General features: G+C 47.3%; 16 protein-coding genes. 14 read left to right on the top strand and 2 right to left on the bottom strand.

Annotated features, from left to right (window positions below; all coding sequences use genetic code 11):
* Positions 1–154: 154 nt before the first annotated feature.
* The 7 genes from AC58PV_RS01470 to AC58PV_RS01440 all read left to right on the top strand — a co-directional run bounded on the left by AC58PV_RS01470 (position 155) and on the right by AC58PV_RS01440 (position 12108).
* Complete coding sequence (locus tag AC58PV_RS01470) at positions 155–3634, top strand: right-handed parallel beta-helix repeat-containing protein (protein ID WP_497430520.1); 3480 nt, start codon at positions 155–157, stop codon at positions 3632–3634.
* Between the two features lie 34 nt (positions 3635–3668).
* Complete coding sequence (locus tag AC58PV_RS01465) at positions 3669–7133, top strand: endo-1,4-beta-xylanase (protein WP_497430519.1); 3465 nt, start codon at positions 3669–3671, stop codon at positions 7131–7133.
* Between the two features lie 63 nt (positions 7134–7196).
* A complete protein-coding gene (locus AC58PV_RS01460) occupies positions 7197–8114 on the top strand; it encodes a carbon-nitrogen hydrolase family protein (protein ID WP_497430518.1) in 918 nt (305 codons plus the stop codon).
* 22 nt (positions 8115–8136) lie between these two features.
* Entirely contained in the window at positions 8137–8928 is a 792-nt protein-coding gene (locus AC58PV_RS01455; protein WP_497430517.1) for a sugar phosphate isomerase/epimerase family protein, read from the top strand.
* 33 nt (positions 8929–8961) lie between these two features.
* On the top strand, positions 8962–10029 hold the full coding sequence (locus AC58PV_RS01450; RefSeq protein ID WP_497430516.1) for a Gfo/Idh/MocA family protein: 1068 nt from the start codon (positions 8962–8964) through the stop codon (positions 10027–10029).
* On the top strand, positions 10022–11020 hold the full coding sequence (locus AC58PV_RS01445) for a hydroxyacid dehydrogenase (protein WP_497430515.1): 999 nt from the start codon (positions 10022–10024) through the stop codon (positions 11018–11020). Before AC58PV_RS01450 ends, AC58PV_RS01445 begins: the two co-directional genes overlap by 8 nt.
* 53 nt (positions 11021–11073) lie before the next feature.
* Positions 11074–12108, top strand: a complete 1035-nt coding sequence (locus AC58PV_RS01440; protein ID WP_497430514.1) for a zinc-dependent alcohol dehydrogenase — start codon at positions 11074–11076, stop codon at positions 12106–12108.
* Between the two features lie 67 nt (positions 12109–12175).
* Here AC58PV_RS01440 and AC58PV_RS01435 read toward each other — a convergent pair whose 3' ends face one another.
* Positions 12176–13273: an SGNH/GDSL hydrolase family protein gene (locus tag AC58PV_RS01435; RefSeq protein WP_497430513.1), complete on the bottom strand. Its 1098-nt coding sequence runs from the start codon at positions 13271–13273 to the stop codon at positions 12176–12178.
* A 144-nt stretch (positions 13274–13417) separates the two neighbouring features.
* Complete coding sequence (locus AC58PV_RS01430; RefSeq protein ID WP_497430512.1) at positions 13418–14206, bottom strand: helix-turn-helix domain-containing protein; 789 nt, start codon at positions 14204–14206, stop codon at positions 13418–13420.
* A gap of 230 nt (positions 14207–14436) precedes the next feature.
* On the opposite strand from AC58PV_RS01430, the gene AC58PV_RS01425 reads away from it, so the two are divergent.
* The 7 genes from AC58PV_RS01425 (at position 14437) to AC58PV_RS01395 (ending at position 25769) form a co-directional block, all read left to right on the top strand.
* Positions 14437–16206, top strand: a complete 1770-nt coding sequence (locus AC58PV_RS01425) for a sensor histidine kinase (RefSeq protein WP_497430511.1) — start codon at positions 14437–14439, stop codon at positions 16204–16206.
* Positions 16207–16209: 3 nt separating this feature from the next.
* Positions 16210–17877 (top strand): response regulator transcription factor, encoded by a 1668-nt coding sequence (locus tag AC58PV_RS01420; RefSeq protein WP_497430510.1) that lies wholly within the window; start codon positions 16210–16212, stop codon positions 17875–17877.
* Positions 17878–18059: 182 nt separating this feature from the next.
* Positions 18060–19757 (top strand): type 2 periplasmic-binding domain-containing protein, encoded by a 1698-nt coding sequence (locus AC58PV_RS01415; RefSeq protein WP_497430509.1) that lies wholly within the window; start codon positions 18060–18062, stop codon positions 19755–19757.
* Between the two features lie 73 nt (positions 19758–19830).
* On the top strand, positions 19831–20730 hold the full coding sequence (locus AC58PV_RS01410; protein ID WP_497430508.1) for an ABC transporter permease: 900 nt from the start codon (positions 19831–19833) through the stop codon (positions 20728–20730).
* Positions 20731–20744: 14 nt separating this feature from the next.
* Positions 20745–21629, top strand: coding sequence for a carbohydrate ABC transporter permease (locus AC58PV_RS01405; protein WP_497430507.1), 885 nt, complete (start codon positions 20745–20747; stop codon positions 21627–21629).
* 188 nt (positions 21630–21817) lie between these two features.
* Positions 21818–23260, top strand: a complete 1443-nt coding sequence (locus tag AC58PV_RS01400) for an L-arabinose isomerase family protein (RefSeq protein WP_497430506.1) — start codon at positions 21818–21820, stop codon at positions 23258–23260.
* A gap of 16 nt (positions 23261–23276) precedes the next feature.
* Positions 23277–25769, top strand: coding sequence for a hypothetical protein (locus AC58PV_RS01395; protein WP_497430505.1), 2493 nt, complete (start codon positions 23277–23279; stop codon positions 25767–25769).
* Positions 25770–25873: the final 104 nt, after the last annotated feature.

The following is a 25873-nucleotide window of genomic DNA, read 5'->3' as shown; positions in this document are numbered from 1 at the left end:
TGGGAGGGAACAGGGCTGTTCGGTACTAACATTAATTTACTGAATATTCAGACTAAATTATTTGTTCTGCGGACAGCTTTATTTTCTGATGCAAGAAATAGCGCTTACAAAGAAAGATGCAGCCAAATGATGTACCCAAAAGGAGGCAAATGATTTGTTAATCAAACAGATTCGCAAAGAGATCGTTCTCTTCTTGTTTCTGTGTGTTGGATTACTCAGTGTGCTGTCACTGTCGGATGTGACTTATGCTGCCGGAGCAACTTATTATGTGGATGCCTCAGCAGGAAATAACAGCAATGACGGTACTTCGTCAGCAACGGCTTGGCAAACGATTACGAAGGTAAATGGCGTATCGTTGCAGCCTGGAGACCAAGTCTTGTTTAAACGCGGCGAGATTTGGCAAGGCAGTACACTTCGGCCATCTAGCTCTGGCGTAGACGAAAATCCAATTCGATATGGATCTTATGGAGATCCAACGCTGGGCAAGCCCATCATCAGTGGTGGGACACGAATAGACACGTGGATCGGCCCAGATGTGAATGGTGAATACAAGAAAACCGGGCTGACCGGGGATGGCCTAAGGGTCACCGTGCTTGAGGATGGAAAAAGGCTGAAAGGCAATCATATCGATGCTAGATTGCCGGGACCGACAATCGGTTCTTTGACACCTGGCTCCTTTGTTGCAGATTCCGTAACTGGAAGCGTTTATTACAAACCGTCCACGGGTGTTGCCAATGATCATGTCATTGAAATAGCGAGTAAAAACAGCAACTTTGCCTTCTCATCAAATGGCAAAAATTATCTCCTCCTTGATGGAATAGACTTCCGTGGTGGGTACGACTTTGCCGTATTTATTGGTACAGGAAGTCATCATGTTACGGTTCAGAATTCTGCTATTCATGGTGCCGACAGAGCGGGGGTACGCATTAGCGGAGCCAGCTATAATCAACTTCTTAATAACCAAATCTACGATATGAATTACTTCGGGATTGCGCTAGAAGGAGGGGCATCCAATAATGTCATAAGCGGCAATCATGTACATGACATTGGTTTGCTTGATACAGACGATGGCGATACGGTCGGGATTCAAATCGTTGGGGGCGCGGCTGGATTAAATTCAAAGCAGAATACGATAGAGAAGAATGAAATCGAAGGGATTGGCCGTGATATTTACAAAGGCAAAGGAGGTACAACCGCACGGGGTAACTTGTATCACGCAGGTATTCTTGTGGATTCTTCCACCGATACGACGATTGTGCAAAACCACATCCATGATCTGTATCGTTCAGGAATTCTCATCTTTACCGCTACGGGAGATGCCACGAATACAGCTATCCGCAATAATGTCATCGACCATGTGGGCAAAGTTACGTCTGTCGATTTTTTCAATTCGGCTATTTATTTAAATACGAGATCGGGTTACATTGATGGCACAACCGTGTATAACAACACGATTGCCAATTCACGTTTCAAAGCGGATACAGTTAACAGGGAAGCAGCGGTGTTCATTCGTGTTCAGGGTAAATCCGTTACGGGAGCTTTGGGTAAGCTGAATGGTGTGAGCATCATGAACAATGTGATCGCAGGCAATGATGGCAACTATATGCTGTCCTTTCATGCCGATAATGAAGCGACGATCAGTGGGCTTGCCATTGATCATAATTTATACACACGTTCGGACGCCACTGCTGGCGGTGTGTACTGGAATCAGGATGGTACGGAGAAAATCTACAAAGCGAATCAAATGTTTGGAGCTCTAAGCAGTTATTCGGTTGAAAAAAGTCAGGATTCGCATGCGATAGTGGGGGACCCACTCTTCCTAAATGCGAATCAAGCAAACTATGCCTTGCAACCTAGTTCACCGGCTATTGATGCGGGGGCAAATGTCGGACTCACAGTTGATTACCTAGGGAATCCTAGGCCGGTAGGGGATGGGACGGATATCGGTGCCTATGAGGAACAGCATCCCATTGTCGCAGCTCCCGTTGTCTCAGGAGTGACGACTGGACAGATCTATCCAAGTGTGGTTTCGGCAACCTATGACCGTGGTGAGGCATGGCTTACTCGCAATAGTGATGCACCGATTGTGTATCTCTCAGGCTCTCCTATTACACAACCAGGTAATTATGAACTCCGTGTAACGTATAAGTCGCAGACGACCGTGGTCAGTTTCACTATCGAATTCCCTGGCGCACTGATCGAGGGCGTTCAAGACGGAGCCTCCTACAACCAACCTGTCAAGATCGTGTACAGTTCGGGACAAGGAACGTTGTCTCGCAACGGAGGCGATTATCAGACCTACACATCTGGTACATGGATTCAGCAGGAAGGTGCTTATATTTTCTCCCTGCTTGACTTAAACGGACATGTGAGACAGATACGATTCACAATCGACACGACCGCACCCGTTATATTGGGAGTCGTAGATGGCCAAATCTATTCGGAAGACGTTACTCCCATATTTACAGAAGGAAAAGCGAAGCTGTATCTGATGTCAACGTCAGAAGGAGAACAACAAACCGAGATAGGCACCTATGAGATTGTTTCACAGGTAGAGGCCTCTGACGGCATCTTAGATAAAGAAATAAGTGAATGGGTGAAAGATTACGTGCTATCCAATGTCATGTTGCAGACCGAAATCTTGGTGAACCCGAACTTCTTGTCAGGGACAGTGATCCATGAACCAGGTTCTTATCGTTTAACCGTAACGGATGCTGTTTATAACGTTGCGCAGGTTTCTTTTCAGATTCAGAATCATCCCGTGACAGAACCAGAACCTGAACCAGAGACAAATCCGAGCGTAGTCGTAACGGGGCCTACGAATGTCCACTCAGGTGCGGAAATGGCTGTAACGGTAGGACTTAAGAATGCGGTGAACGCATCTGCCATGCAATTTACAGTTGTATATGATCCGGAACGCTTCACCTACGTAAGTTCCCAAAGCTTGCGAAGCGGTATTGGCATTGTTCAGGAGCAGCATGATGCCGTACAGGGTAAGATTCATTTCATTCTGGCTAGTTTGGGCAGCAGCAATGTGATAACGGGAGCAGCGAGCATAGTGGAAATGAATTTCGTAGCCAAAGAAACGGTTACTTCGCAAGCTTCAAGTTTGGTAGTTAGGCAAGTGAAGATTGCCAACGGGCAAGGTGTTGAAACGAATGTGGCAGAGGGCAGTTATACAATTCAAATTCTCGGTAATGTAAACAAAGAGCTGCTGATTGCTAAGATCGCTGAGGGAGAAGCTCTCCTGCAAGCTGCCATCGAGGGCAATGCTATCGGCAACTACTTCCCTGGTTCGATTGCACTTCGAGGCCCAGCACTTACGGCAGCGATTCTTGCTGCGAAGTTAATTGTGCAATCAGATACAGTTACACAAGCTGAAGTGGATGCTGCTCTTCAAGCAGTAGAGACAGCGATTAACCATTTTGAATCAGGAAGAATTCTGACCGAAACAGGCAATCTCAATAACCAACCAGGTATTACGGTCGGAGACCTGGGCATTGTTGCTTATTACTATGGCAGTACGTCTTCAAGCGCCAATTGGTCAGAAGCTCAAATCGCTGATATTGATCATGATGGCGTCGTTGGCTTAAGTGATATGACGTTTATTGTATCGAGGATGAATAATGAATGAACATTTGTACAATTAGATTAGGGAGGTAAAAAGGATGAACATGAGTAACAGGCGCAGAGGTATGACAGCCCTGATATGGTTAATGATTTCAATTCTAGCACTTTCCGCACTACCGTTGATGCCCACTGTTGGGAACGCGGCCACCACGAATGCACAAAATACGTATTATTACCAAACCGATACGTTATTTAAGCATTACACGCGGGGGATTCTGCGACCTGATCAAGGCACCATTGAAATGACGATGCATCCTACGAAGCCGGCGGCGGAATCGGGAAATGATTTTGAATTCGCGTTCGCTGTTACACCTTCAAGGGATTTAGGCGAAGGTCGTAATACCTTGTTAGGTATTTATATACCGCCAGTCGAAGAGAACGCTCAGTTGAAATTTGTTATTCGTAAAGATGCCACGAATTCATTTAGCGGCGCACTTACATCATTTTCATACACCTCGGGAGAGCGTGTAAACGTGGCATTGACCTGGAATTACTCCCCGTCGACGAACATTAGCCGGATCCGTTTATATGTCAATGGGATGCAGCAGCAGCTCTCGATACCGAGTGGAGTGGTCAGTGAAGTGTCCATGACTGGGCCTTTAAATGAAGACTTGTATTCACATGTATTTCAAGTCGAAAAGGCAGAACCTTTCAATGTTGAGCAATTAAAAATTTCAACGAGAGAGTTATCTTCGTCGGAACTGCTAAGTATGCCCGACAGTAAATTTCAAGCGGACAGCGATACAAGTCTGCTTGTCAAAAATGATATGAAAACCGTGGAGCGGTATAGAACGAATTGGCATCGATCCACCAATTACCAAACATTAGCTCCCGCTTGGCGTGCTGAAACACAGCAATATGTTGTAGGAGAAAGCATTAGTTTTCCTATGCTTTCACTGAATTACAGCGGTGAAGATCTCAATTATAACGTTAACATTGAAGCCACAGCCGTTAACTTCGATGTTGCAAATACGAGCAGTCAACCGATCCTGAGCAAGAATTTCACTGTGTTGTCCGAAAATGGCGGTAAATATGCAATTCACGATTTGGCTTTGCCTGAGTTAAATGGTGAGGGATATTACAAGTTGAAAACGACGGTATCTTTAGGCAGCAGCCTCATCGCCGACTATGAAAATGCCATTGCCGTACTTCCAGTTAATGATACTTCGGTCACAGATGGGGTCTATGCAGATTTTTATGGATTTCATTCCAAATATGACTGGGATCCGAAAGTCTGGACGGATGTGAATGCTCGAATAACACGCACGTGGGCTGAAGCTAAAGTATTCCTCTGGAATGTTGTGGAACCTACGAAAGGCAACTTTAATTGGGAGAAAACAGATCAATACGTTACGAAAAGCAGAGCAGCGGGGCTTGAAGTTCTAGGCGTGTTAGGCTACCCGTCCCGTTGGGCGACGACGAAACCGACGGATGCGATCATGCTAACGAGCATTTTGGCAAATCGGCCTGAGCGCTGGGTCCCTAAAGATTTTGAGGGCGAGTGGGCCAATTATATCTATCAAACGGTAAGCCGCTATAAGGGCGAAGTAAAATATTGGGAAATTTATAATGAAGCCAATTTCAATGCGGAGTCGAGTGTTGCTGCGACGTTAACGGGAACAGATGCCCAATACATGGAATTGCTCAAAATTGCTTATCGGGAAGTCAAACGAGCAGATCCCAATGCACAAATTTTGACGAGCGGGTATTCGGATCACGCCGATAATGTGAAACTGCCGACGGTTTTCTTCGATAATGCGGCTCAGTATCAGAATGGCGTCGACTATTTTGATATTTATAATGTTCATGGCTATGAGGGGGCCAAATCAAACTCGAAAACGACACCATGGGTGAATAAATTAAAACAAGCTCGTCCGGGAACCGAGTATTGGATGAGTGAGCAGATGCATTTTACAACATCAGATCGAGATACCCGGTTATACATGACGGTGGAATGGCTCGTCGACTATTTGAAGATGGGTTACAGCAAATTTATTAATATGGGCACGTTTGAAGTGTTCTTTAATCGCTATACCCTATCACCGGAACCCGATTACTATGTGTTAGGTGTATTCAATAACAAAATTCGTAAAGCGAGTTCCATTAAAGAGACGTTGACGTGGCCGGGAATCTCAACGAATACATTCAAAGTCAGACAGTCTTTTGAATTAACCAATGGGAAAAGGCTTTCTATTCTTGGAGCGAACAATACAACGGCAGGTGCTTACGAGTATGAATTGAGCGGAGATATATCGTCTGTTGTCGATCTTTATGATCACCCGATTACAATAACAACGAAAGCTAACGGCAATAAAGTGATTCAGATTTCGAATATTGCTTATATCGAAAGCACGGGTCCGATACAAGTGGCAAGTGCAGTCGCCTTAGAAGCGAGGCCGCTGCTCAGAAACGCTGATTTTATTAATTTAACCGGGGATGCCAATATGAATTTGTGTACGGCAATTCCGCAAGAATGGGAGTATTTATTTACGGCTTCGAAAGGTGGCAGCGTCTGTACGGTTCATGGTCAGCAGGCAGGAAACTATGCGGTTCAAATGAGTGCGACTGGCCAGGAGCGGGTAACGATCAGACAGACAGGGATCATGCCTCCGGAGCCCGGCACGTATAGATTATCTGCGAAAATCAAAAAAATAACTGAAAATCCGAATGTCTACTTGTGGTATCAAGGTACGGCTTATGCTGCTAAGCAAATAACGGATTTAGGGACGGATTACGTGACGATTACCAAAGATATTGTGATAGATCCAGTGCCAACGAGTGCGGTTTCTGTAGGGATTGGCATAACAGCAAACAGCAGCGGCTCCTTTGTCGTCGAATCACTCGACTTCGTCAATGTCGTTGATATACCGCAAGAGGTGACGATGCAGTTGGACACGTCTAAAAAATCGTATATCTCCTTATCGTCTTTGGCCAATCAGTCGTATAGTGACGAAACGCCTGCAGGAGATGGGCAGGGGGGCTGGGCAGACTTTGGTCCAGAGAACATTGCCAACTCGAATTTCCAAACGGGGGAGCAAGTGATCGGCGGTATTCCTTATCAATTGCCAACGAGCACGACGGATCCCAGCGTTGTGATGATTGCTGGTGGTTCGACAATCAGGCCGAACTTGCCAGTAAGTTTGACGGGGATTCCTGTGAATCAAAAGTTTAGCAAAGTTGGATTTCTTCACACCCTGATGTATCCGATCGCACCAAGCGGTACAACGATTGGGAATTATATCATTCATTATGCCGACGGCACACAAGTGGCTCAACCTATTGTGTTCCAACAAAATATTGATGATTGGTATGTGCCTTCCATTAATCCTGCAGTCGTCATTGCCAAGAAATATACCATGTCAGCTGGGGGAGAACGTGCCGTGTTTAACACGTTGTTTACGAACCCGAATCCAGAGAAAACAATTACTACAATTGATTTGAGCGGTCAGTCCAAAGCGATTATTGCATTGCTAGGCATTACGGGAGAGCTTGCAAATTCGTAGTGTGATAACGAAAGAGAATGGTGGGGCCGTCCTATGACGGCCCTGCATGAAGGAGTAAACAGCATGCCAAGAAAAGTGAATGTCATTAGCACCTGCTTTAACGAAGAACTCATTCAAGGCTCTACACAAGAAGACAATTTGCAAAGAGCTATGAACATGCTGAATGCTTTCACAGAGCTGAAGCCAGATCTTGTCTGTTTCCCTGAAGTGTTTCTCGTAGCCGGGGGCGACCATCTCCATGAAACTTCAGATGAATTGACGCAGCAAACGTACCATGCCCTCTCCAAACAAGCCGAGCGACTCAACAGTTACATTATCGCAAGTGTCCACGAATGGATCGGTGGCAACAAATATGTCGCTGCTTGGTTATTTGACCGAGAAGGCAATCTGGCCGGGAGATATCTCAAATATTATCCGACCGATGGTGAGATGAAGCTTGATGGCATAACACCCGGTACTGAAATACCTGTGTTTGAGACGGATTTCGGTAAAGTCGGCATTGCCATTTGTTTTGATATCGGTTATCCGGATCTATGGCATTCACTGAAATTGAAGGGCGCTGAACTTGTTGTATGGCCATCCGCCTATGATGGCGGCTTTCCGCTTGAGGCACATGCCTGGTTCAATTCGTACTATGTCGTCTCCTCGGTAAGAACGAACCATTCCAAAATAATTGATAAGACAGGCAAAATTCTTGCGTCGACTTCCAAGTGGGGAGGATGGACGGCAAAGACAATCGATCTGGAGAAACAAATCTTTCATATCGACAATCAGTATGACAAGCTTCTAGAAATTCAAGGCAGACTGGGAAGCAAAGTGACCATCGAAAGCTTTTCTCAAGAAAATATATTCACTATGGAGTCCAATGATCAAGAGTGGCCCCTAGCGAGGATACAAGAAGTATTCCAGCTTGAAACATATAAGGAATACCACAAGAGGTCTGAGAATGTTCAGCATGCCAAAAGGAAAGCAGATGTTTAACTCAAAAAAAGGAGTGTTACAAATGACGCAGTCACCTGTACAATTTTCTGTTTTTACCAAACCGTGGAGAACGACGCCCGTGCAAGAGTTAGTCAAGTTTGTGAAAGAGAGCGGCTTTGATGGTGTAGAGTTTCCCTTACGAGAAGGATTCCAACTGGAGCCCGCTGATGCGGCAAAAGGCTTACCGAAGCTCGCTTCTTATTTTGCCGATCATGGATTGCGGATATTTAGCGTGGCTAGTCAAACTGATGAACGCATTTTTTCGGCTTGCGCAGAGGCTGAGATTCCTAGCATTCGAATTATGCCGGCCATTTCACTTGAAGAAGGCTATCTCCAATCGGTCGCTAAGCTGCGTAAGCACTTAGAAGACGTATCTCATCTTTGTGAGCAGTACGGGGTTAAAGTTAGCGTTCAGCAGCATTACGGTGACTTTATTCCGGATTCTTCGGGTCTGATGCGCTTGCTGCAAGATCTCAATCCTAATTATGTAGGAGCTGTCTGGGATTGCTCCCATGATGCTTTGGCTGGTCAACAGCCTGAATTTGGGTTAGATATTGTGTGGTCACATCTGCATATGGTTAATCTCAAAAATGTCTTTTATACACGCAGCAACGGACCGGAAGCAGAGCAAGCTCAATGGGAGCGTCATTTTACATCCGGGCGTCAAGGCATGGCTTCTTGGGAACGTGTTGCGGCCTACCTAACCAAACGAAAATATGAAGGGGTTATCTGTTTGACGGCAGAGTATACGGCAGAGTCGGAAGTTGATCGACTAATTCGGGATGACATCCGTTATGCCAGAACACTCTTTTAATCTAACTAATGTGCAAGGAAGGATGGCGTGTGTATGGCGGATAAAATACGCTTAGGAGTCGTTGGATTGGGCAGGGTAGCTAGCTCGCATTTGCCAGCGATTGAAGAGTTGCGAGATAAAGTCACTTTACAGGCCATTGTTTCCCGTGACCCGGATAAAGCGGATCGGGCGGCGGCAGGTTGGGTTGGCGTAAGCCTATACACTTCCTTTGATGATGCCCTTGGGGATCCAGCAATTGATGCCTTTCTGCTCCTGCTGCCGCATGATTTGCATGCACCTTATGCCATTAAAGCGATGGAGGCAGGCAAGCATGTGCTAATTGAAAAGCCAATGGCACTCAACTATTCCGAAGGCAAGCAAATGGTCGAAACCGCCGAGCAGAACGGAGTAACCTTAATGGTCGGACAGAGTCGAAGATTTTTCGGTCCTGTGATGAAGTCGATTGACAAAATCCATAGGGGAGAGATTGGCGATTTATTCACTATTCATGCCATGCTGTTAGCATATATCGATAAACCGGCAGCGGATTGGTGGAAGGATGTTAAGCACATCGGAGGCTTTATCATTCCCCTGTGGGGCAGTCATATCTTGGATTATATCGTTTGGGCATACGGCGAACTGCCGGAAACCGTCTATGCGCAAGGCTACTCCCATAATCCGAATTGGGAAGGGGAAGACGAAGTTAGCATCTCGTTGAAATTTTCGCGCAATCGGATGGCAAACGTGATGATGTCTTTCAACGCCGGAAGAGTTCCGGGCGACGAGGAAGGACTTGGCAGCGAACGGATCTGGCGTACGCAAGACAGCGTATACCTCCGTTACATGACAGGAACCAAAGGTGTATTGCATCTGAAGGACGAGTATGAGCTTTGGGACAATGGCGAGAAAGTAGAATGCTGGGGCAAGCATGCTTCAAACTTTACATGGCAGCTAGAGGAATTTGTTGATTCGCTATTGGAGAAACGCAAGCCTTTGGCGGCAGGAGATGAAGTGCTGGGAGTTATGCGTGTGATGGATGCCATATTTACGTCTATGACGACGAATTCGGTGGTTCGGCTAGATGATGCCTTACAGGAGAGAAGGGAAAAAGACTGTGACTAGGAAAATTGTTGCGCAGATACAACAAAATGAGCTGTCTGCTTTTTTGGAACCGGACGTAGTGGAGAAGTTAAAACAGGTAGGAGAGCTTGTATTAAATCCATTCGATCGTCCATTCACTCCGGCTGAACTGATTAGTCATCTTGAGGATGCTTCCGCTTGTATTTCCACGTGGGGGAGTTTACCCATTACGAGGGATATGCTTGACTCAGCTCCGAAGCTTGAGTTAGTCGCTCATATGGCAGGCTCGGTGAAACATGTCGTAGCGGCTGAAGCTTTTGATAGAGGCATAACGGTGTTATCAGGAGGTCACGCAATTGCTGAATCAGTTGCGGAATCGATCATGGCACTAATCCTTGCTGTAGGTCATCGGATTAAGCTTGTAGATGAGTCGATGAGATCGGATGTCAGCTGGAAATCTCTCGCGATGGAGGCGGATGAGCTGCGAGGGAAAACGGTAGGTTTTGTCGCGCTTGGCATGGTGGCTCAGGAGGTCATTCGCTTAATGAAGCCGTTCCAGGTGCAATTTATCGCATATGATCCTTACATGAAACCAGATAAGGCCGCAGAGCTCGGCGTAGAATTGCTTCCCTTGCATGATGTATTGAAGTGTGCACACGTAATCTCCCTACATTTGCCTATGATTCCCGAAACGGACCACATGATCGGACGAGATGAGCTTCGCTTGATTCAAGATGGCTGCCTCCTCATTAATACGTCTCGGGGAAGCGTCATTGATGAGCAAGCACTGATTGAGGAACTGCGAACGAATCGTATTTTTGCTGCGTTGGATGTATTTGAACAGGAGCCGTTGCCACTGAACAGTGAGTTGCGTCAATTGCCTAATGTGCTAATCAGGCCGCATATTGCAGGTGTGAACCCGTCTTCCCGGAAACGAATTGGAAGATCTTTAGTTGAGGATATATATCGTTATTGGCATGGAGAACCTGTCCAGCACGGCGTGAGCAAAGCTCGCTTAGCGCTAATGACATAATTGTTTCTTACTTCTAGTCGTAACACTGAATTATCTCAGAGAGGTGTGGATGTATGGTTAGGAAAATGTCTGTTCCTCCCATGGAACTAGTTGACGATAAAGGACCACATACGCAAGTATGTGCCGTAATGGACGGAATTGGAAAGGTTAGTAATCGCATAGCGTTGATCCCTGAACCGAACGAAGGTGAAGTACGTGTCAAAGTGAAATGGGTAGGGATTTGCGGTAGTGATGTCGAGGTGTTCCGGGGGGCCCGCGAACCCGAATTTATTTCGTATCCGACACGCCTTGGTCATGAGGTCGCAGGCGTTATTGATAAAGTCGGCAAGAATGTTACGGGAATCAAACAAGGCGATCATGTGGCATTGCGTTATGTGTGGGGAGCCTTTGCGGAATATGTCTGCTGTGAGCCGTTCTCGGTTAAAGTGCTTCCTAAAGATTTGCCGCTCATCGAAGGCTCCTTAATCGAAGTGTTGCCAGGCATCATCCACGCAGCCGAGCTAGCTGAAATCTCGCCGAATAAGAATGTGCTGATAACAGGACAAGGGGTTAGTGGGCTTATCATGACGCAAGTGGTCAGCTTGTACAGTCCGCGAAATCTAGTCGTAACAGACTTATTCGATGAAAAGCTTGCACTTGCTCGCAAATACGGCGCAACGCATACGTACAAAATTCCCCATGAGCATGCCGATACCATGGAAATATTAAAGCATGATTTTCCTGATGGTTTTGACGTCGTAATTCCTTGTCTGCTAGAAGGCGAAGGCATGGTAGACGCCATCCAAGCAGCTGCTCAGAATGGGCGAATTGTCATGTACGGTTGCATCGGCACCTGCCATAAGCCTGTAGATTTTTTTAAGATTCACAAGAAAAGATTGGACATCCTCTCAACCGAGCCGAAACGTGATATCGACAACCGACGATATTTCGAGGAAGGGCTCCGGCTTGTACTGGATGGACTAGTGAATACGGAAGAAATGATAACGCATGTGGTGCCGCTCAATGAGGTGGAACGTGCCTTTCAATTGCGGAACGAGCACAAAGGCGATACGATTCATGTGATGGTTGACTGTGAAATCAAAGAGTAGTTACATGCCAAAAGCAAAGGAGCTAAGCGCAAAACCGCCTAGCTCCTTATTCGTATCTTGATTTGCCTCAAGTTTGTAGAAGTTTCGCTATAACCGGTTGAAGTCTTTCGGCCATGTTCTTATAGCCTAAGTCAGAAGGATGAATGCCATCCGTCGTGGCTTCTTGGAAGTCTGCCCCCAGCAGCTCTGAGCCGTCACAGAAGTGAACATGAGCATCCCCCTCTTGATTCAAGCGTTCTACCGTTTCACGCTGCAGTATTTTGAGGCCTTCTTGACGTTGACGCAGTTCCTCGTCAAAGGCTTCTTTGGCGTAAGGAATTTTGGAGATCACGAGGATAGGGACATCCGGATAGACATCGCGATAGATGCGAATAAAAGTGGGCAGCGATTGTGCCAAATGCTCTTTGCTTGGCGTATTCCCTTCATAATCGAGAACAAGCAAGGCGGGATCTTGGATTTGGCTAATGAGATGAGCCAATTCGGGCTCACCCTGTGCGTTGCCTGAGAACCCGAGACTTACGATCTCGAGGGGAAACATGCGGCTTAACTGATTAGGATAAGCCATGCCAGGTCGAGAGGCACAAGCACCATGGGTGATGGAGGTGCCATAGATCAGTACTTTTTTATCGGAGGCGAACCCTTGAAATTCAGCTACGGAAGAAGTAGGAGAAGTACCAATCCATAGCTCCTTGACCCCTTGATACAAGGGGAGATTTAACGTAATCTCCCGCATTTCCTTGGAGAAGGATTCGAAGAGAACGCTCTCATATTCCGCTTGCGCAAGATCGAAGCGCGTGGTGTTTATATACTGCTGAGCTCCTGACGGACCGATATAACAATCGATGCCGCATTGCGCCGTAGCGGGCATTTGGTACATCGTGGCTCTGTCCGCCAGTACGACTCTAACGGCAAGCTTCGGGGAGTTCGTTGCAAAGCGTACCTGCACACCGGTTGTATAGTTGGCAAGACGATCCACTTCGGATCGAATGGGGTGGCTCGGATGCAGCGGCAATCTTCGATAAAGTCCATCCTGAGCAAGCCAAGGAAGACCGGTGATTCGGAAGGGGGAGACAAGCGGCGAATGCCATTCCCACTGATCCGTACGAGGTTCGTCGGGCTGTAAGTTCGCGTCAAGCTGATGTGTGGCATTAGCGGATGTGTCCATCGGTGATTCCTCCAGTCAATGGGTAGTAAGATGATCTGATTACCTTTCATTGTAGGAAAAAACCAGCACGGAAACAATGAACACCGGGATGGTTTTTGGAGTAATTCTACGATTTTTTGACATGTGGATTCATAGCTCGTGAACTTACTGCCATACCTTCAACCGCTCTTTTACATACGCGGAGGGCATAGTTCCCGTTACTTTTTTGAATACTTTATTAAAATAGGATTGCTCACAAAAGCCGAGGAAATCGGAGATTTCTCCGATGCTCATCTGAGAGCCGGTCAAGAGATCGCATGCGGCAGCGATTCGAATTTGCTGGATATAAGCTGTAATCGTCTGCCCAGTAGTTTCACGGAAAACAGTGCTGATATAGTTCGGTGTTCGACCGATATGATTGGCCATTTCTTCCATGTCGAGTTGTTCGCGGTAGTGATGCAAAATATAGTCCTTCAGCTGCATGGTAATGCCATGAGCTTTAGGATGTGAAATTGCTCCTTTATGAGCTTCATCATTGATAATAGCGATGATTTCTAGCAGTACACTATGGCAAAGCGTATGCGTATAGGTAGATTTTTGAAGCCAGTACTGCGTGAGCGAAGAGAAGCGCTGCTTAATGTATTCAAAGTTGTGCGGTCTGGAAAGTTGACAAGCGGGCTCGGCCAGCAGCGGCAACTCGTCTCCAGTCCCCTCATAACGAAAGTGTGCAACATACATATCGTGGTCGCGCTTGGAGATGTTCAGCGCGCTTCGAATATGGCCTTCCGGCACGAATAGCAGATCCCCTTTTTTGAGGATAAATGTTTGGTTGCCAACGGTATATGTGATTTCGCCGCCAGTCATCATGATCAGGATATGATTATTCGCTGCTGCACGGGGGACATGCCATTCCGCCTCGCAGTGCTCGAAGTAAATAGCGATTGGGTGAATCATCGTGCAATCCTCCTTACATTCTCAATCCTTAGAAGTCTAGCTGATTATATCAAAATCGTAGCATTCCTCCAATAATGATTGTGATTTTCATAGCTTAATTGAAGTGGAGTTGATTATGCTGAAAGAAATCCAACAGTATTCGGTAGACGCAGTCTCCTATATAATAAAAAGAAAAGAAAGATGCGGGTGAATCTGTGCGAAACGGATGGGGAAATAGAAGGTTTTCAATTTTGAGTAAACTGATTGTAACGTTCTTGATCGTCATCTCCCCGATGTATGTTGTCGGTACGCGGATTAACGATTGGGGCTCCACACTCGTGCGCAAAGAGATTTTTAAATCGCTCCAGTTCCAACTTCTCTTCTATCGCACATCGCTTGAAAATGAGATAGATCGCTTGCAGCGCCTGCAGCGGGAGTATGTGAACGACGAAGATTTGGAATCGCTCAGCATTACGAGTGAAAGTTTAACGGATTACCAGAAGCTTGCCGCCATCAAGCGATTTCAAGCCAGGTTGAACGTGATGAAGCAGTCAAGCCTTTACGTTGCTAGAGCCAGTGCTTATATTCCGCCAATCGGGAAGACCATATCGTCGGACGAGCTGTCCGGTAACTTGCTTCAGGATAAGTTGCTAAAGTTGAAGAAAGACGCTGCCATTGCGCACCGCGGACTCTTTTATCATGACGAGGAAAAGGTGCTGTTGCGGGAATATTACCCAACAACGCAAGTCGCGGACGGGCGCGACCCGATGTTCGTTTTGGAACTAGAGTTGTCCATTCCGAAGATCAAACAATACTTGGCCCAGATGTCCGATAGTAAACTGGGGGGCGCGGCCGTTATTCACCCGGATTGGGCCATCGTAAGTACGAGTAACGAAGCAGCGTATGAATCGATCAGCCTTCGGTTGCGAGAACAAGCTTTACAATTGGAGAAAACCGGAACGATGGAAGCTCCAGCAGATATGAGGACCATTTCCATAGATCGGCAACCGTTTTTAACAGTTTCGGCTTATTCCCCCGCGCTCGGGATCACGCTGCTTGCCTTTGTGCCTGAAAACGCTGTTATGGGTGCGCTTGACCGATATCGGTTATATATGTGGCTGATCACGCTCGTCGCCATCGTAGTTGTCGTGCTTTTCTCGCTGTATATGTATCGGTTGATTCACAGACCGCTGCAAAAGTTGATCCGTGCCTTTCGGAAGGTGGAGTCCGGTGATCTGCAGGTCGCACTAACGTACAAAAGCAGTGATGAGTTTCACGATTTATATGAACAATTCAACTTCATGGTGACCCATCTCAATAAGCTTGTATTTGAAGTCTATGAGCAACAAATTCGCGTGCAGCAGTCGGAGCTTAAGCAGCTCCAGTCGCAGATTAATCCGCACTTTTTATATAACAGCTTCTATTTGCTCTATCGAATGACCAAGGCGCATGATTTTGATAATTCGACCCGGTTTTCCAAATATTTGGGTGATTATTTTCAATATGTCACGCGAAACGGTGTGGATGAGGTACCGATAGAGCAGGAACTGCAGCATGTTCGAGCACTTTGTGAAATTCAAACGATTCGATTCTCCGGACATATTACATTCTCAATCGAACAAGTGGAGGAAGGGTTGAAGAAGGTCTTGATTCCTCGCCTCATTCTACAGCCGATTGTTGAGAACGCCTACCAACATGGCTTCGAACTTGAGCATGAGAATAGGCATGTCACAATAGGTTTCACTGTCCATACGGAACAAAGTGGGAATGAACTATTGCTCATCCATGTTGAGGATAACGGAAAAGGGATGACGGAAGATGAACTTGAACGTTGGCACGGCTTGCTGAATGGCAAAGACCAACCAACTGAAATTACAGGCGTATTGAATGTTCATCGCAGGCTCCGGCTCAAATACGGTGATCTAGCGGGTATTCGCATAGCGACAATACCTAGCGGAGGACTGCGTGTATCGCTTGTTATTCCGCTCCCCGCAATAGCCATTGAAGAAAGAGGGGCTTAAGCCATGATGAAGGTAATGATTGTTGATGATGAACCTTTAGCTGTTAAATACTTGGCAGACGCCCTCATGGAGCTGGAATGGCTGGAAGCCGAGATCGTGAAGGCATATTCGGGAAGAGAGGCTCTTCAGAAGTTTGACGAAGGAAAAATGGATATCCTGCTCACCGACATTCGCATGCCCGGCATGAGCGGAATGGAACTGGCGGACCTTGCACGTGGCAAATGGCCTCGCTGTCGCGTGATTTTCCTGACCGGATACGATGATTTTGGCTATGCTCAGTCAGCGATTCGCAAGGGAGGTATCGACTATGTCCTCAAAACAGAGGGGGACGAAGCGATTATTCGTGCGATTCAGAAGGCACTTGACGATATCGCGCGGGAAGTTGACAGTGAAGCCATTTTGAAGAGATCTCGCGAACAGCTGCATATCGCTGTCCCCTCACTACAGCGTGATTATTTGTTGCAGCTGGCACAAGGGGAAGTGGATTCTCTCGATGCACGGATCCGGCGGTTCGCTGAGCTGGAGATTGGACTGGACGCTAGGTTACCGGTGCAGATTGCCTTGGGACGCATCGATGAATGGGGTTCCTTCACCTTGCCTGGTGATAAAGCGCTGCTGTATTATTCCATTCAAAATATTGCGGAAGAATATTTGAAGGACACGCTGAAATTTGCGGCTTTCCCCTATGACCGTGGCAGGTTCATATGGCTCGTGCAGTTCCCCTCAGGTGAAGAAGGGGCGCTTGCTGAAGAACAGGCATACAAGCTGCTTGCGGGAAATGCTGAGCTTATTCAGAATGCCACAAAGAGCTCACTTAAAGTTCCTATTTCGCTCATACTTGCTTCTACGCCATCTAAGTGGGAGGACTTGTCCACACGCGTGGATATGCTCAAGATTCAGCTGGCAGGCGGCGCGTATAACGATCTCGAGGTATTGATGAGAGAGCTTCCTGAATCAGCAGGCGAAGAGCAAAGGTCAAGCCGAGATTTCTTCGCAGAGAATGATATGCGAGCTTATACGCGTAACCTCGACTTACTGGAAACCTATCTCGATAACGGTGAGAGAGAGGCTTGCCGTAAGTTGTTTGCCGAACTTGCGGTTAAGGCGTCTGTTCTGCCGGATGGTCAAGAGGGAGAGCTCCTGAAACTGGAGATGGTCGTCAATATGTCCTCCTTTTTCATTACCTACATCAATAAACGTCGATTAGCTTCACTGATTGGTGCGGCATTTAGCCTAGAAGCGCTCGTTCAACTGCCTGGGCAAGTCGACCTCCGTGCCACCGTACACCGACTGGCTGCCATTGCCGACTCCCTGGCTGAGTATAACGGACGAAAGCAGGCGGAGCGGACGACCGACTTGATTGGGCGGATCAAGCAATATGTCAACGAATTCCTGAATGAGGAATTGTCCTTGACGAAGATTTCCGAACTCGTTCATCTGAGTTCCCCCTATCTGTCTCGGATGTACAAGCAGACGACGGGGCAAGGCTTACTGGAGTACGTGACGGAAGTTCGAATAACGAGAAGTAAACAACTGCTGCGAACAAGCGATCACAAAATCCAAGAGATTGCCGCACTTGTCGGCCTAGATTCGGCAGCCTATTTTACTAGACTATTCAAGAAGGAGACAGGGGTAACTCCACAGGAATACCGAGAATCCGTGATGAAATAGTTTGTTTTAGCGACCATACTTTGGCCGCTTTTTTTCCATTATTTTGCTAGAAATAGCCATATGGAAAACTAGTTAAAAAAAGTCAACTGGCGCAAAAATGTCCCGTTTCGAACAGGGATCACTTGATTTTATAATAAAGGAGTACCAAACAAGATCGAATTGCCAAATAGGGGGAAACGGAAATGAACATGGGAAATAAAAAGTTGGGAGCTGCATCACTAGGCGCGGTTCTTGCCTTATCAGTTCTCGCAAGTGCCTGTGGAAAGACAGAAGATCAGCCGGCTGCAACCAGCACCACATCGGTAAGTCCTTCGCCAACGGCAGCGACTAGCGCTCAACCATTAGCCAAGTACAATCCGCCAATCGAGGTTTCTACGGTCCGCTCTGTTGATGCAACGATGAAATACGCCGAGGGGGACTCCATCGATAGTAACATTTGGACAAAGATTTTCGAGAATGACTATGGCATTAAAGTGAAGAATGTATGGTCTGTCGATGCTTCGCAGTATCATCAGAAGTTGAACGTCTCGGTAGCATCGGGCGATCTTCCTGATTTTCTGGAAGTCAATAAAGAAGAGATGAAACGGCTTATTGATGCAGACATGTTGGAAGATCTTACGAAAGTGTGGGCACAATATGCTACCCCTTACTTGAAAAACGTCCTCAATCAGGACGGCAGTGTAGGGTTCAAAGCTGCAACAGTTGGCGGCAAACTGCTCGGTATCCCTAGAACATATTCCAACGGTGGTACTAGCACAGCCGCTATGCTTTATGTTCGAACGGATTGGCTGCAAAAGCTTAATTTGCCAGAGCCAAAAACGATGGACGACGTGTTCAAAACCGCAACAGCATTTGCTAAGCAGGATCCAGATGGCAACGGTAAAGCAGATACGATCGGTCTTGCCTTGAACAAGGACTTCATGGATGGGGGACATGGCTCGCTAAACGGATTTTTTAACAGCTATCATGCTTATGTCGATCTGTTCGTCAAGGATGCAGGAGGCAAGCTTGTATACAGTTCTGTTCAGAAAGAGCTAAAGGAGCCTCTCAAAAAGCTGCAGCAGTTGTATAAGGATGGCGTGATTGATAAGGAGTTCGGTGTGAAACCGGCAACAAAAATTCAAGAGGATGTGGCAGCGGGACGTGTCGGCTTGGCTTACGGGACTGTAGCAGATGGCGGCTATATCCAAAAAGAGAACCATACGAAGGATCCGAAGGCGCAATGGAAGGCGTATCCGCTCATTTCCGCTGATGCACAGCCCGCTATTCCGCAGCTCGGGGATACCGCCAACACATTCTATGTAGTGAAGAAAGGCTCGAAACACCCAGAAGCTGTCATTCAGTTGGCTAACATTTATATGAATCGTTATTACGAAACCTCTTATGCTCCTAATCCGAATCCTTTTATCACAGACAGCAAGACAGGGATATTCCCAGGCAAGTATGCACCAGTCATTATCGATCCGTTGAATACCAATCTTGAAGCGTTCCGCAAAGTACAAGAAGCGCTTAAGAAAGGTGACGGAAGCAAGCTCGATTTCCCAGCGACCATTCATTTCGAACGCTTGTCGAAATTTAAAGCAGGCGATGATACGATGTGGTTTTCGAATATGGTATTTGGTGCCGACGGTACTTTCAGTGTGATTGAAAAGTACGAACAGGCTAAACTTGGTCAGTATAACCAGTTCCTGGGTTCTGCAACACCTGCGATGTCGGAGAAATTGCCAACCCTCAAAAAGAAAATATACGAGACGTATACGAAAATTATTATGGGTGACACATCCATCGACGACTTTGATAAATTCGCTGATGAGTTTAAGAAGCTTGGCGGCGATGCCATCGAGAAAGAAGTAAATGACTGGTATAGCAAGAATAAATAGAGCTATCAGGGGCGGAGCTTAAGCTCTGCCCTTTATGCTTTCATTACGAATGTTGGAGTGGAGGGAAGACAGAATGAAGGGTAGAAACTGGAGAATCCAGCTCCCACTGCATATGATGTTGATTCCGGGATTGGCAGCTATCTTCATATTCAGTTACTATCCAATGGCAGGTGCGGCCATTGCGTTTCAGAAGTATATACCGACGAAAGGATTATTCCATTCCAAATGGATTGGTTTAGATAATTTCCGCTACGTCATGGAGCTCCCGGATTTTTATCAAGTGTTGTGGAATACGGTTTACATTGCCGTTATGAAAATTATTGTTGGGCTCATTATACCGATTGTTGTAGCGTTGCTGCTAAATGAAGTTCGTAAAGAAGCGATGAAACGGTTCATGCAAACGCTCATTTATTTGCCGCATTTCTTATCCTGGGTCATCTTGAGCGGTATTCTGATCGACGTGCTTTCACCGAAAACAGGGATCGTAAACGCTGGACTTCAGAGTCTTGGTATCGAACCCATATTTTTCCTTGGCGATAATCGTTGGTTCCCATTCACATTGGTTATCTCCAATGAGTGGAAAGAATTTGGGTTTAGTACGATAGTCTATCTAGCAGCCATTCTAGGCATTAATCCTGCTTTGTACGAAGCTGCAAGGGTAGACGGGGCAGGTCGCTGGAAACAGACGCTCCATATCACACTGCCCGGTATGGCACCCATTATCGTGTTGTTGGCTACGCTCAGTATTGGTAACGTGCTCAATGCCGGCTTTGATCAGGTATTCAATCTATATAGCCCCATCGTTTACCAAAGTGGGGACATTATCGATACATTTGTCTATCGTATTGGGATGGTTGATGCACAGTATGGGGTTGCAACAGCGGTTGGGTTATTTAAATCACTCGTGTCACTTATCCTCATCTCGACTTCTTATTTCTTAGCCTACCGATTTGCCAACTACCGAATCTTTTAAAAGGAGGACTCGTGATGCTCGATTCTACATCATGGCCGCGAAAAGTGTTCGTCATCTCGAACTACACGGTTCTTTTGGGCTTATCCATTTTATGTATCTTGCCGCTCATCCACTTGCTATCGATGTCGCTTAGCTCTAACAATGCTGTGGCAGCAGGCGAAGTAAGCTTTTGGCCGATTGATTTCACTTGGAAATCATATGATTTTATTTTGAGTAAACCAGAATTTCTAACATCGCTATACGTCACACTTCAAAGAGTGGTACTGGGTGTTACGCTGAATATGGTACTGACAATCTTGGTCGCGTATCCACTCTCTAAGGAGGCATATGCGCTCAAAGGGCGGACAATTTACGTCTGGCTATTCGTGTTTACGATGTTGTTTAGCGGTGGTATTATTCCGCTCTATATGACAATACGCTCACTTGGGCTGCTTGATTCGATCTGGGCACTCGTGCTGCACCATGCAGTTCCGGTATTCAACGTCGTGATTCTGCTCAATTTCTTCCGCAGTTTACCCAAGGAATTGGAGGAAGCTGCTCTGATGGACGGCGCCGGACATTGGCGCATTCTGTGGCGCATTTATGTACCGTTGTCTACGCCATCCTTAGCGACATTGACGCTATTTGCCATAGTTTCACATTGGAATTCTTGGTTTGACGGCATCCTCTTCATGAATTCGCCAACGCATTATCCGCTTCAAAGCTACTTGTACACGGTCGTGGTCGGCCTCGATTCGCTGGTTAAGAGTAATATCGATCTAGAGGTTATCGCGCTCGTTTCTGACAGAACGGCACGCGCAGCGCAAATCTTTCTTGGGGCGTTGCCAATCTTGATTGTATATCCATTTCTACAACGGTATTTTACGAAAGGGATTGTTCTGGGCAGTGTGAAGGAGTAGGGCTTGTCATTCGTTTGTCATACAAAGGAGGATTTAAAACAGTCAGCTGAACAATAGCTGACTGTTTTTCTTTTGTGAATTACAAATTCGTAGAATTACTCTAATAATAATTGTACTGTTCATTGTTATAAAAGCGCTGATTTTATACTCTATAAGTGTAGTCATTACCAATCAAAGGGGAACTGAAAATGAGTGTATCATTCAAACGTGCATCAGCGCGTGTAGGCGTCATTAACGTTGGGCATGAGCCCTATTGGGAGCAATTTCCCGGACTTCGGGAAGAATTGATCGGTTACGGTAAAGAGTTCGAAGCGATGCTAGGCGTTCATGACGTTGAAGTCGTTTCGGCTGGCTTTGTAGATAATGTTGATAAATCATTCGCGGCAGCTTCGCATTTGAAGCGGCAAGATATCGATTTTCTGTTTGTCTTTTTGAGCACTTATGTAACCTCATCCTCGGCAGCAACTGCCATTCTGAACGTCGGCGTGCCAACGGTTCTCGTCGCGCTTCAGCCGAGGAAGCGGCTTGATTACCGCAATACGACAACGTACATGCAGCTAGCCAACGATAATATATGTTCGCTTCCTGAAATCGGAGGAGTACTCATCCGCGCGGGTAAACCTGCGGCTGGCATGATCGTGGGCACGCTGCATGATGATCCACGAGCTGCGAGTGAACTGAAGTCATGGTGCCAGGTCGCGAATGCGCGTCGTGCTTTCAAGCATGCAAAGATCGGCTACTTGGGTCACACTTACGAGGGTATGTACGATATGAATTCGGACCCGACAGCATTTACAGCTGCATTTGGCTCCCATGTGCAGATGCTGGAGATGTGCGATTTGGCTAAGCTGGTGAACGGGGTAACCGCCGCCGAAACAGCAGACAAACTTGACGAGATCAAGAGCATATTTACGATCTCGGATCCGTTCATTGATCCAGTTACAAGACCGATTAAACCGGAAGACTTGGATTGGTCGGCCAAGGTTGCTGTCGGGCTTGATAAACTTGTGGCGGAGAATGGTCTCACGGGACTCGCGTATTATTACCGAGGTTTGGACGGAAATGAATACGAGCGAATCGGTTCCAATATGGTGCTGGGGAATTCCCTGCTGACAGGTAAAGGCATCCCGCTTGCGGGCGAAGCGGATCTCAAAACATGCGCAGCGATGCTGATCATGGACAGGCTCGACGCAGGCGGTTCGTTCGCAGAGCTGCATCCATGCGACTTCGTGGATGATATCGTACTGGTCGGCCATGATGGTCCGCACAATATCAAAATCAGCGATGGCCGCCCAATCATTCGCGGGCTGGATCTGTTCCACGGCAAGCGAGGATCCGGCATCGGCGTCGAATTCAGCATTAAGTCAGGCCCCGTCACGTTGTTGGGAGTTTCACAAACGGCTGACGGCAAGTTCAAGATGATCGCGACGGAAGGCGAGTCGATCAAAGGAGAAATTCCGCAGACAGGCAACACGAATACGCGCTGCAGTTTCGGCTGCTCCGTTGCCGAGTTCGTTGAGAAGTGGTGTTCAGCTGGTCCAACTCACCATTTCGCGCTAGGTGTTGGGCATGTCGCACCGAAAATCCGCAACGTTGCTAAAGTGCTGGGCATTGAACTGGAGATCGTTTAAGGGAGAGTGAACTGGCTTGAACAAGGTGACGCACAAAGCAAACAGCGGTACTAAGCAGTTGAAACGCGCAACGCTGGAAATGAGTCTAAAGCCGTTCAAGAGTCTTGAACAGGCTGCAATTGATGAAGTTTGTACGGAAGCACTGCGGCAATGGCAACCGCTCATCGGCATGGCAGATTCAGCTTCGGTGCTGCTGTGGGTTTCGGATGGCAGTGAAATTCTAACATGGAACGGTCAGCATGAAGACGAATTCGAGTGGGGTCGCTATATCGGTTTTGCCAACGAAGAGATGTTCAGTCATATCAAGGACAAGAGCGATCCTCACATTGCCCGCCTGTATACCGACAATCCGGTTCGATTTACCTACGGTGATTTGCGCCGAGTCGTCGATTCGTTCAAACGGATTGCAGCAGATCAATTCGGTGTTCAACTTGAGATCGGTATTCCTTTCGATGCGGGTCCGGAGTTTGCCTATTCGGATTTTAAATATAAAGATCATCCAGAGATTAATCGCGCGGAGCTTGGCGGTACGTATGTATCGCTGAAGGCCGATTATACCGTTGTCTGTCCCTGGTCTAAGTTAACTGAAGATCACACGGCTTATGCCGCATATCCAGACGGAATTCCAGAAGGCACGCCATTCGGGGAGTTTCTTGGGCGCCAATGTGCAAGTTTCCTCCCTGCGATCGGTTTCGATTATATTTGGTTCTCGAATGGCTTTGCCCTATCTTATTTCCCTTGGACATACCTCGGCGCCAATTATAACGGGACAGAGCTACCGTTGGCCGATTATAGCGAGCTTTCCTCTAAAGTCATGTCGTTCTGGGATCTGTTCAAGAAGGAATGCCCAGGAGTGCGGACAGAGGTGAGAGGGACCAATTATGGAACCGGCATGGACTTGGCCAAAGATTACATTCCTTTTCTTGAGCTATATGAGAAGAAGTATTTGGAATTCCCTCCACCAAACTCGCCTTGGGGAGCGCTCAATTACGATTTCGGGCTGGAGCTGACAGGCTATATGTCAAGAATTGCCGAGCTGCCGGGGGAAACTTTCCCATACCGTTTTTACGTGAATGATCCATGGTTTTGGCAAAATCCGTGGTGGGATTACTATGATCGGGAGCCTCACGATATTTACGGGCCTCTGTCGGTAACACGCATTAATGCTGATGGTGCAGCCGAAATGCCGGGCATCGTGGAAATTCTGACCATTGATACGGAGAAAGGTGAGCTGTGGGGTGACGGGCCTGCGGAGGTTATTCCTCATATTCAAAAGGCTTTCCGTGAAGCGCCGGATGAACCGGGGCTTGTCACTTGGCTTTATCCGTTTCGTGAACTGCATGAGACGGTTGAAGGAGATAACGAAGCTTCAAGCCGCGTGTTTTTCCACGATTGGTTCGTGCGCTGCGCGATTAATCAGGGTTTCCCGGTCAACACGGTAATCGGCACAGACACGTTCCGTGAAATGTCAGTCGAAGCTCGGCGTAAGCTCAAAGATACGATCCTATTCGTATCGGCATTGTGGCTGGACGAAGCTAGGATTGCGGAGTTGGCAGCGATTGTCCAAAACGGCGGCAAAGTGCTGCTGTACGGCGATGTGCGGCAGCCGCAGCTGTTGGATCTGTTGAATTTACAAGCTGCCGACGGCGGCGGACTGGAGGGAGATTTGACCCTCGCGCTTTCATTCGAGGAAGATAACGTATACAGCGACAGTGGTGAACGCAAGCTGCGGCATCGTGCCGACATCGGAGATGGTACGCTGGGGGTAACACTGCGCAACAAGGAAGATGCCGGTACACGGGTTGGTGCAGTCGCAGTACAGGACGGGGAAGAACGGATCTTCGCCTTATCCCGTTCGCTGCCCGCATGGAACGGCGGCCGCATTGGCTGGGTACGAGGTTCGCTGCCGTTCGTTCAGGCTGGCATTACACATCTGCCGGTTCGGCAGGACCTCGAATGGATGGATACGTCCCTGATTCTGCGATACATGCTGCAGGACTTTGGCCTCTCGCTGCGCCAAGTGAAGCAAGATCCGGAATCACAATCGGCCCTTCTATTCGTATCGCGGCATCAGAACGGTTTCATTGTGACAGGTTGCAAGCAGGATTCGTCGGTACAGCTCCAGATGCGGTTTCCCGATGGAGTCCCATTGTTCACAGGACAAACGGTCATTCTTGGCAACGGAAACGCTGGGCAGTATGCGCTTGACCGAACGTTTCGCGATGAATGCCGTGTGTTCGTGAACCAGCAGGAACGGAGCCGGGTGACGTGCCGCGAGAATCAGCCAACACCGTCCAAGATGAAGCAGACGATCCGCACGATCACTGTTAGTAATTTGTTGGATGCCGAAGTGACGGTATATCCTCCCCTAGACATGTTAGATTCGGGGGCCATTGAAATTAAACATGGAGATGGCCGAGAAGGCAGTATTATCAATTGGAGCGGCATGCAGGAAGACAATCGGTTGCGTCTTGTAGGTATAACAGGAACGATCCACGTTTCATGGTAATGAGCTAAATCTTAGTAGTTCCAGTAATTGAGATCAAAAGCATGTCATCCTACAATGACATGCTTTTGGTCTCATTTTGCATAGTAAGCATGGACAGGATGGAC

Source organism: Paenibacillus sp. J22FR83 (assembly GCF_059691955.1).
The sequence above is the reverse complement of the archived record's forward strand: the minus strand, read 5'-3'. Positions and strand labels throughout refer to the sequence as shown.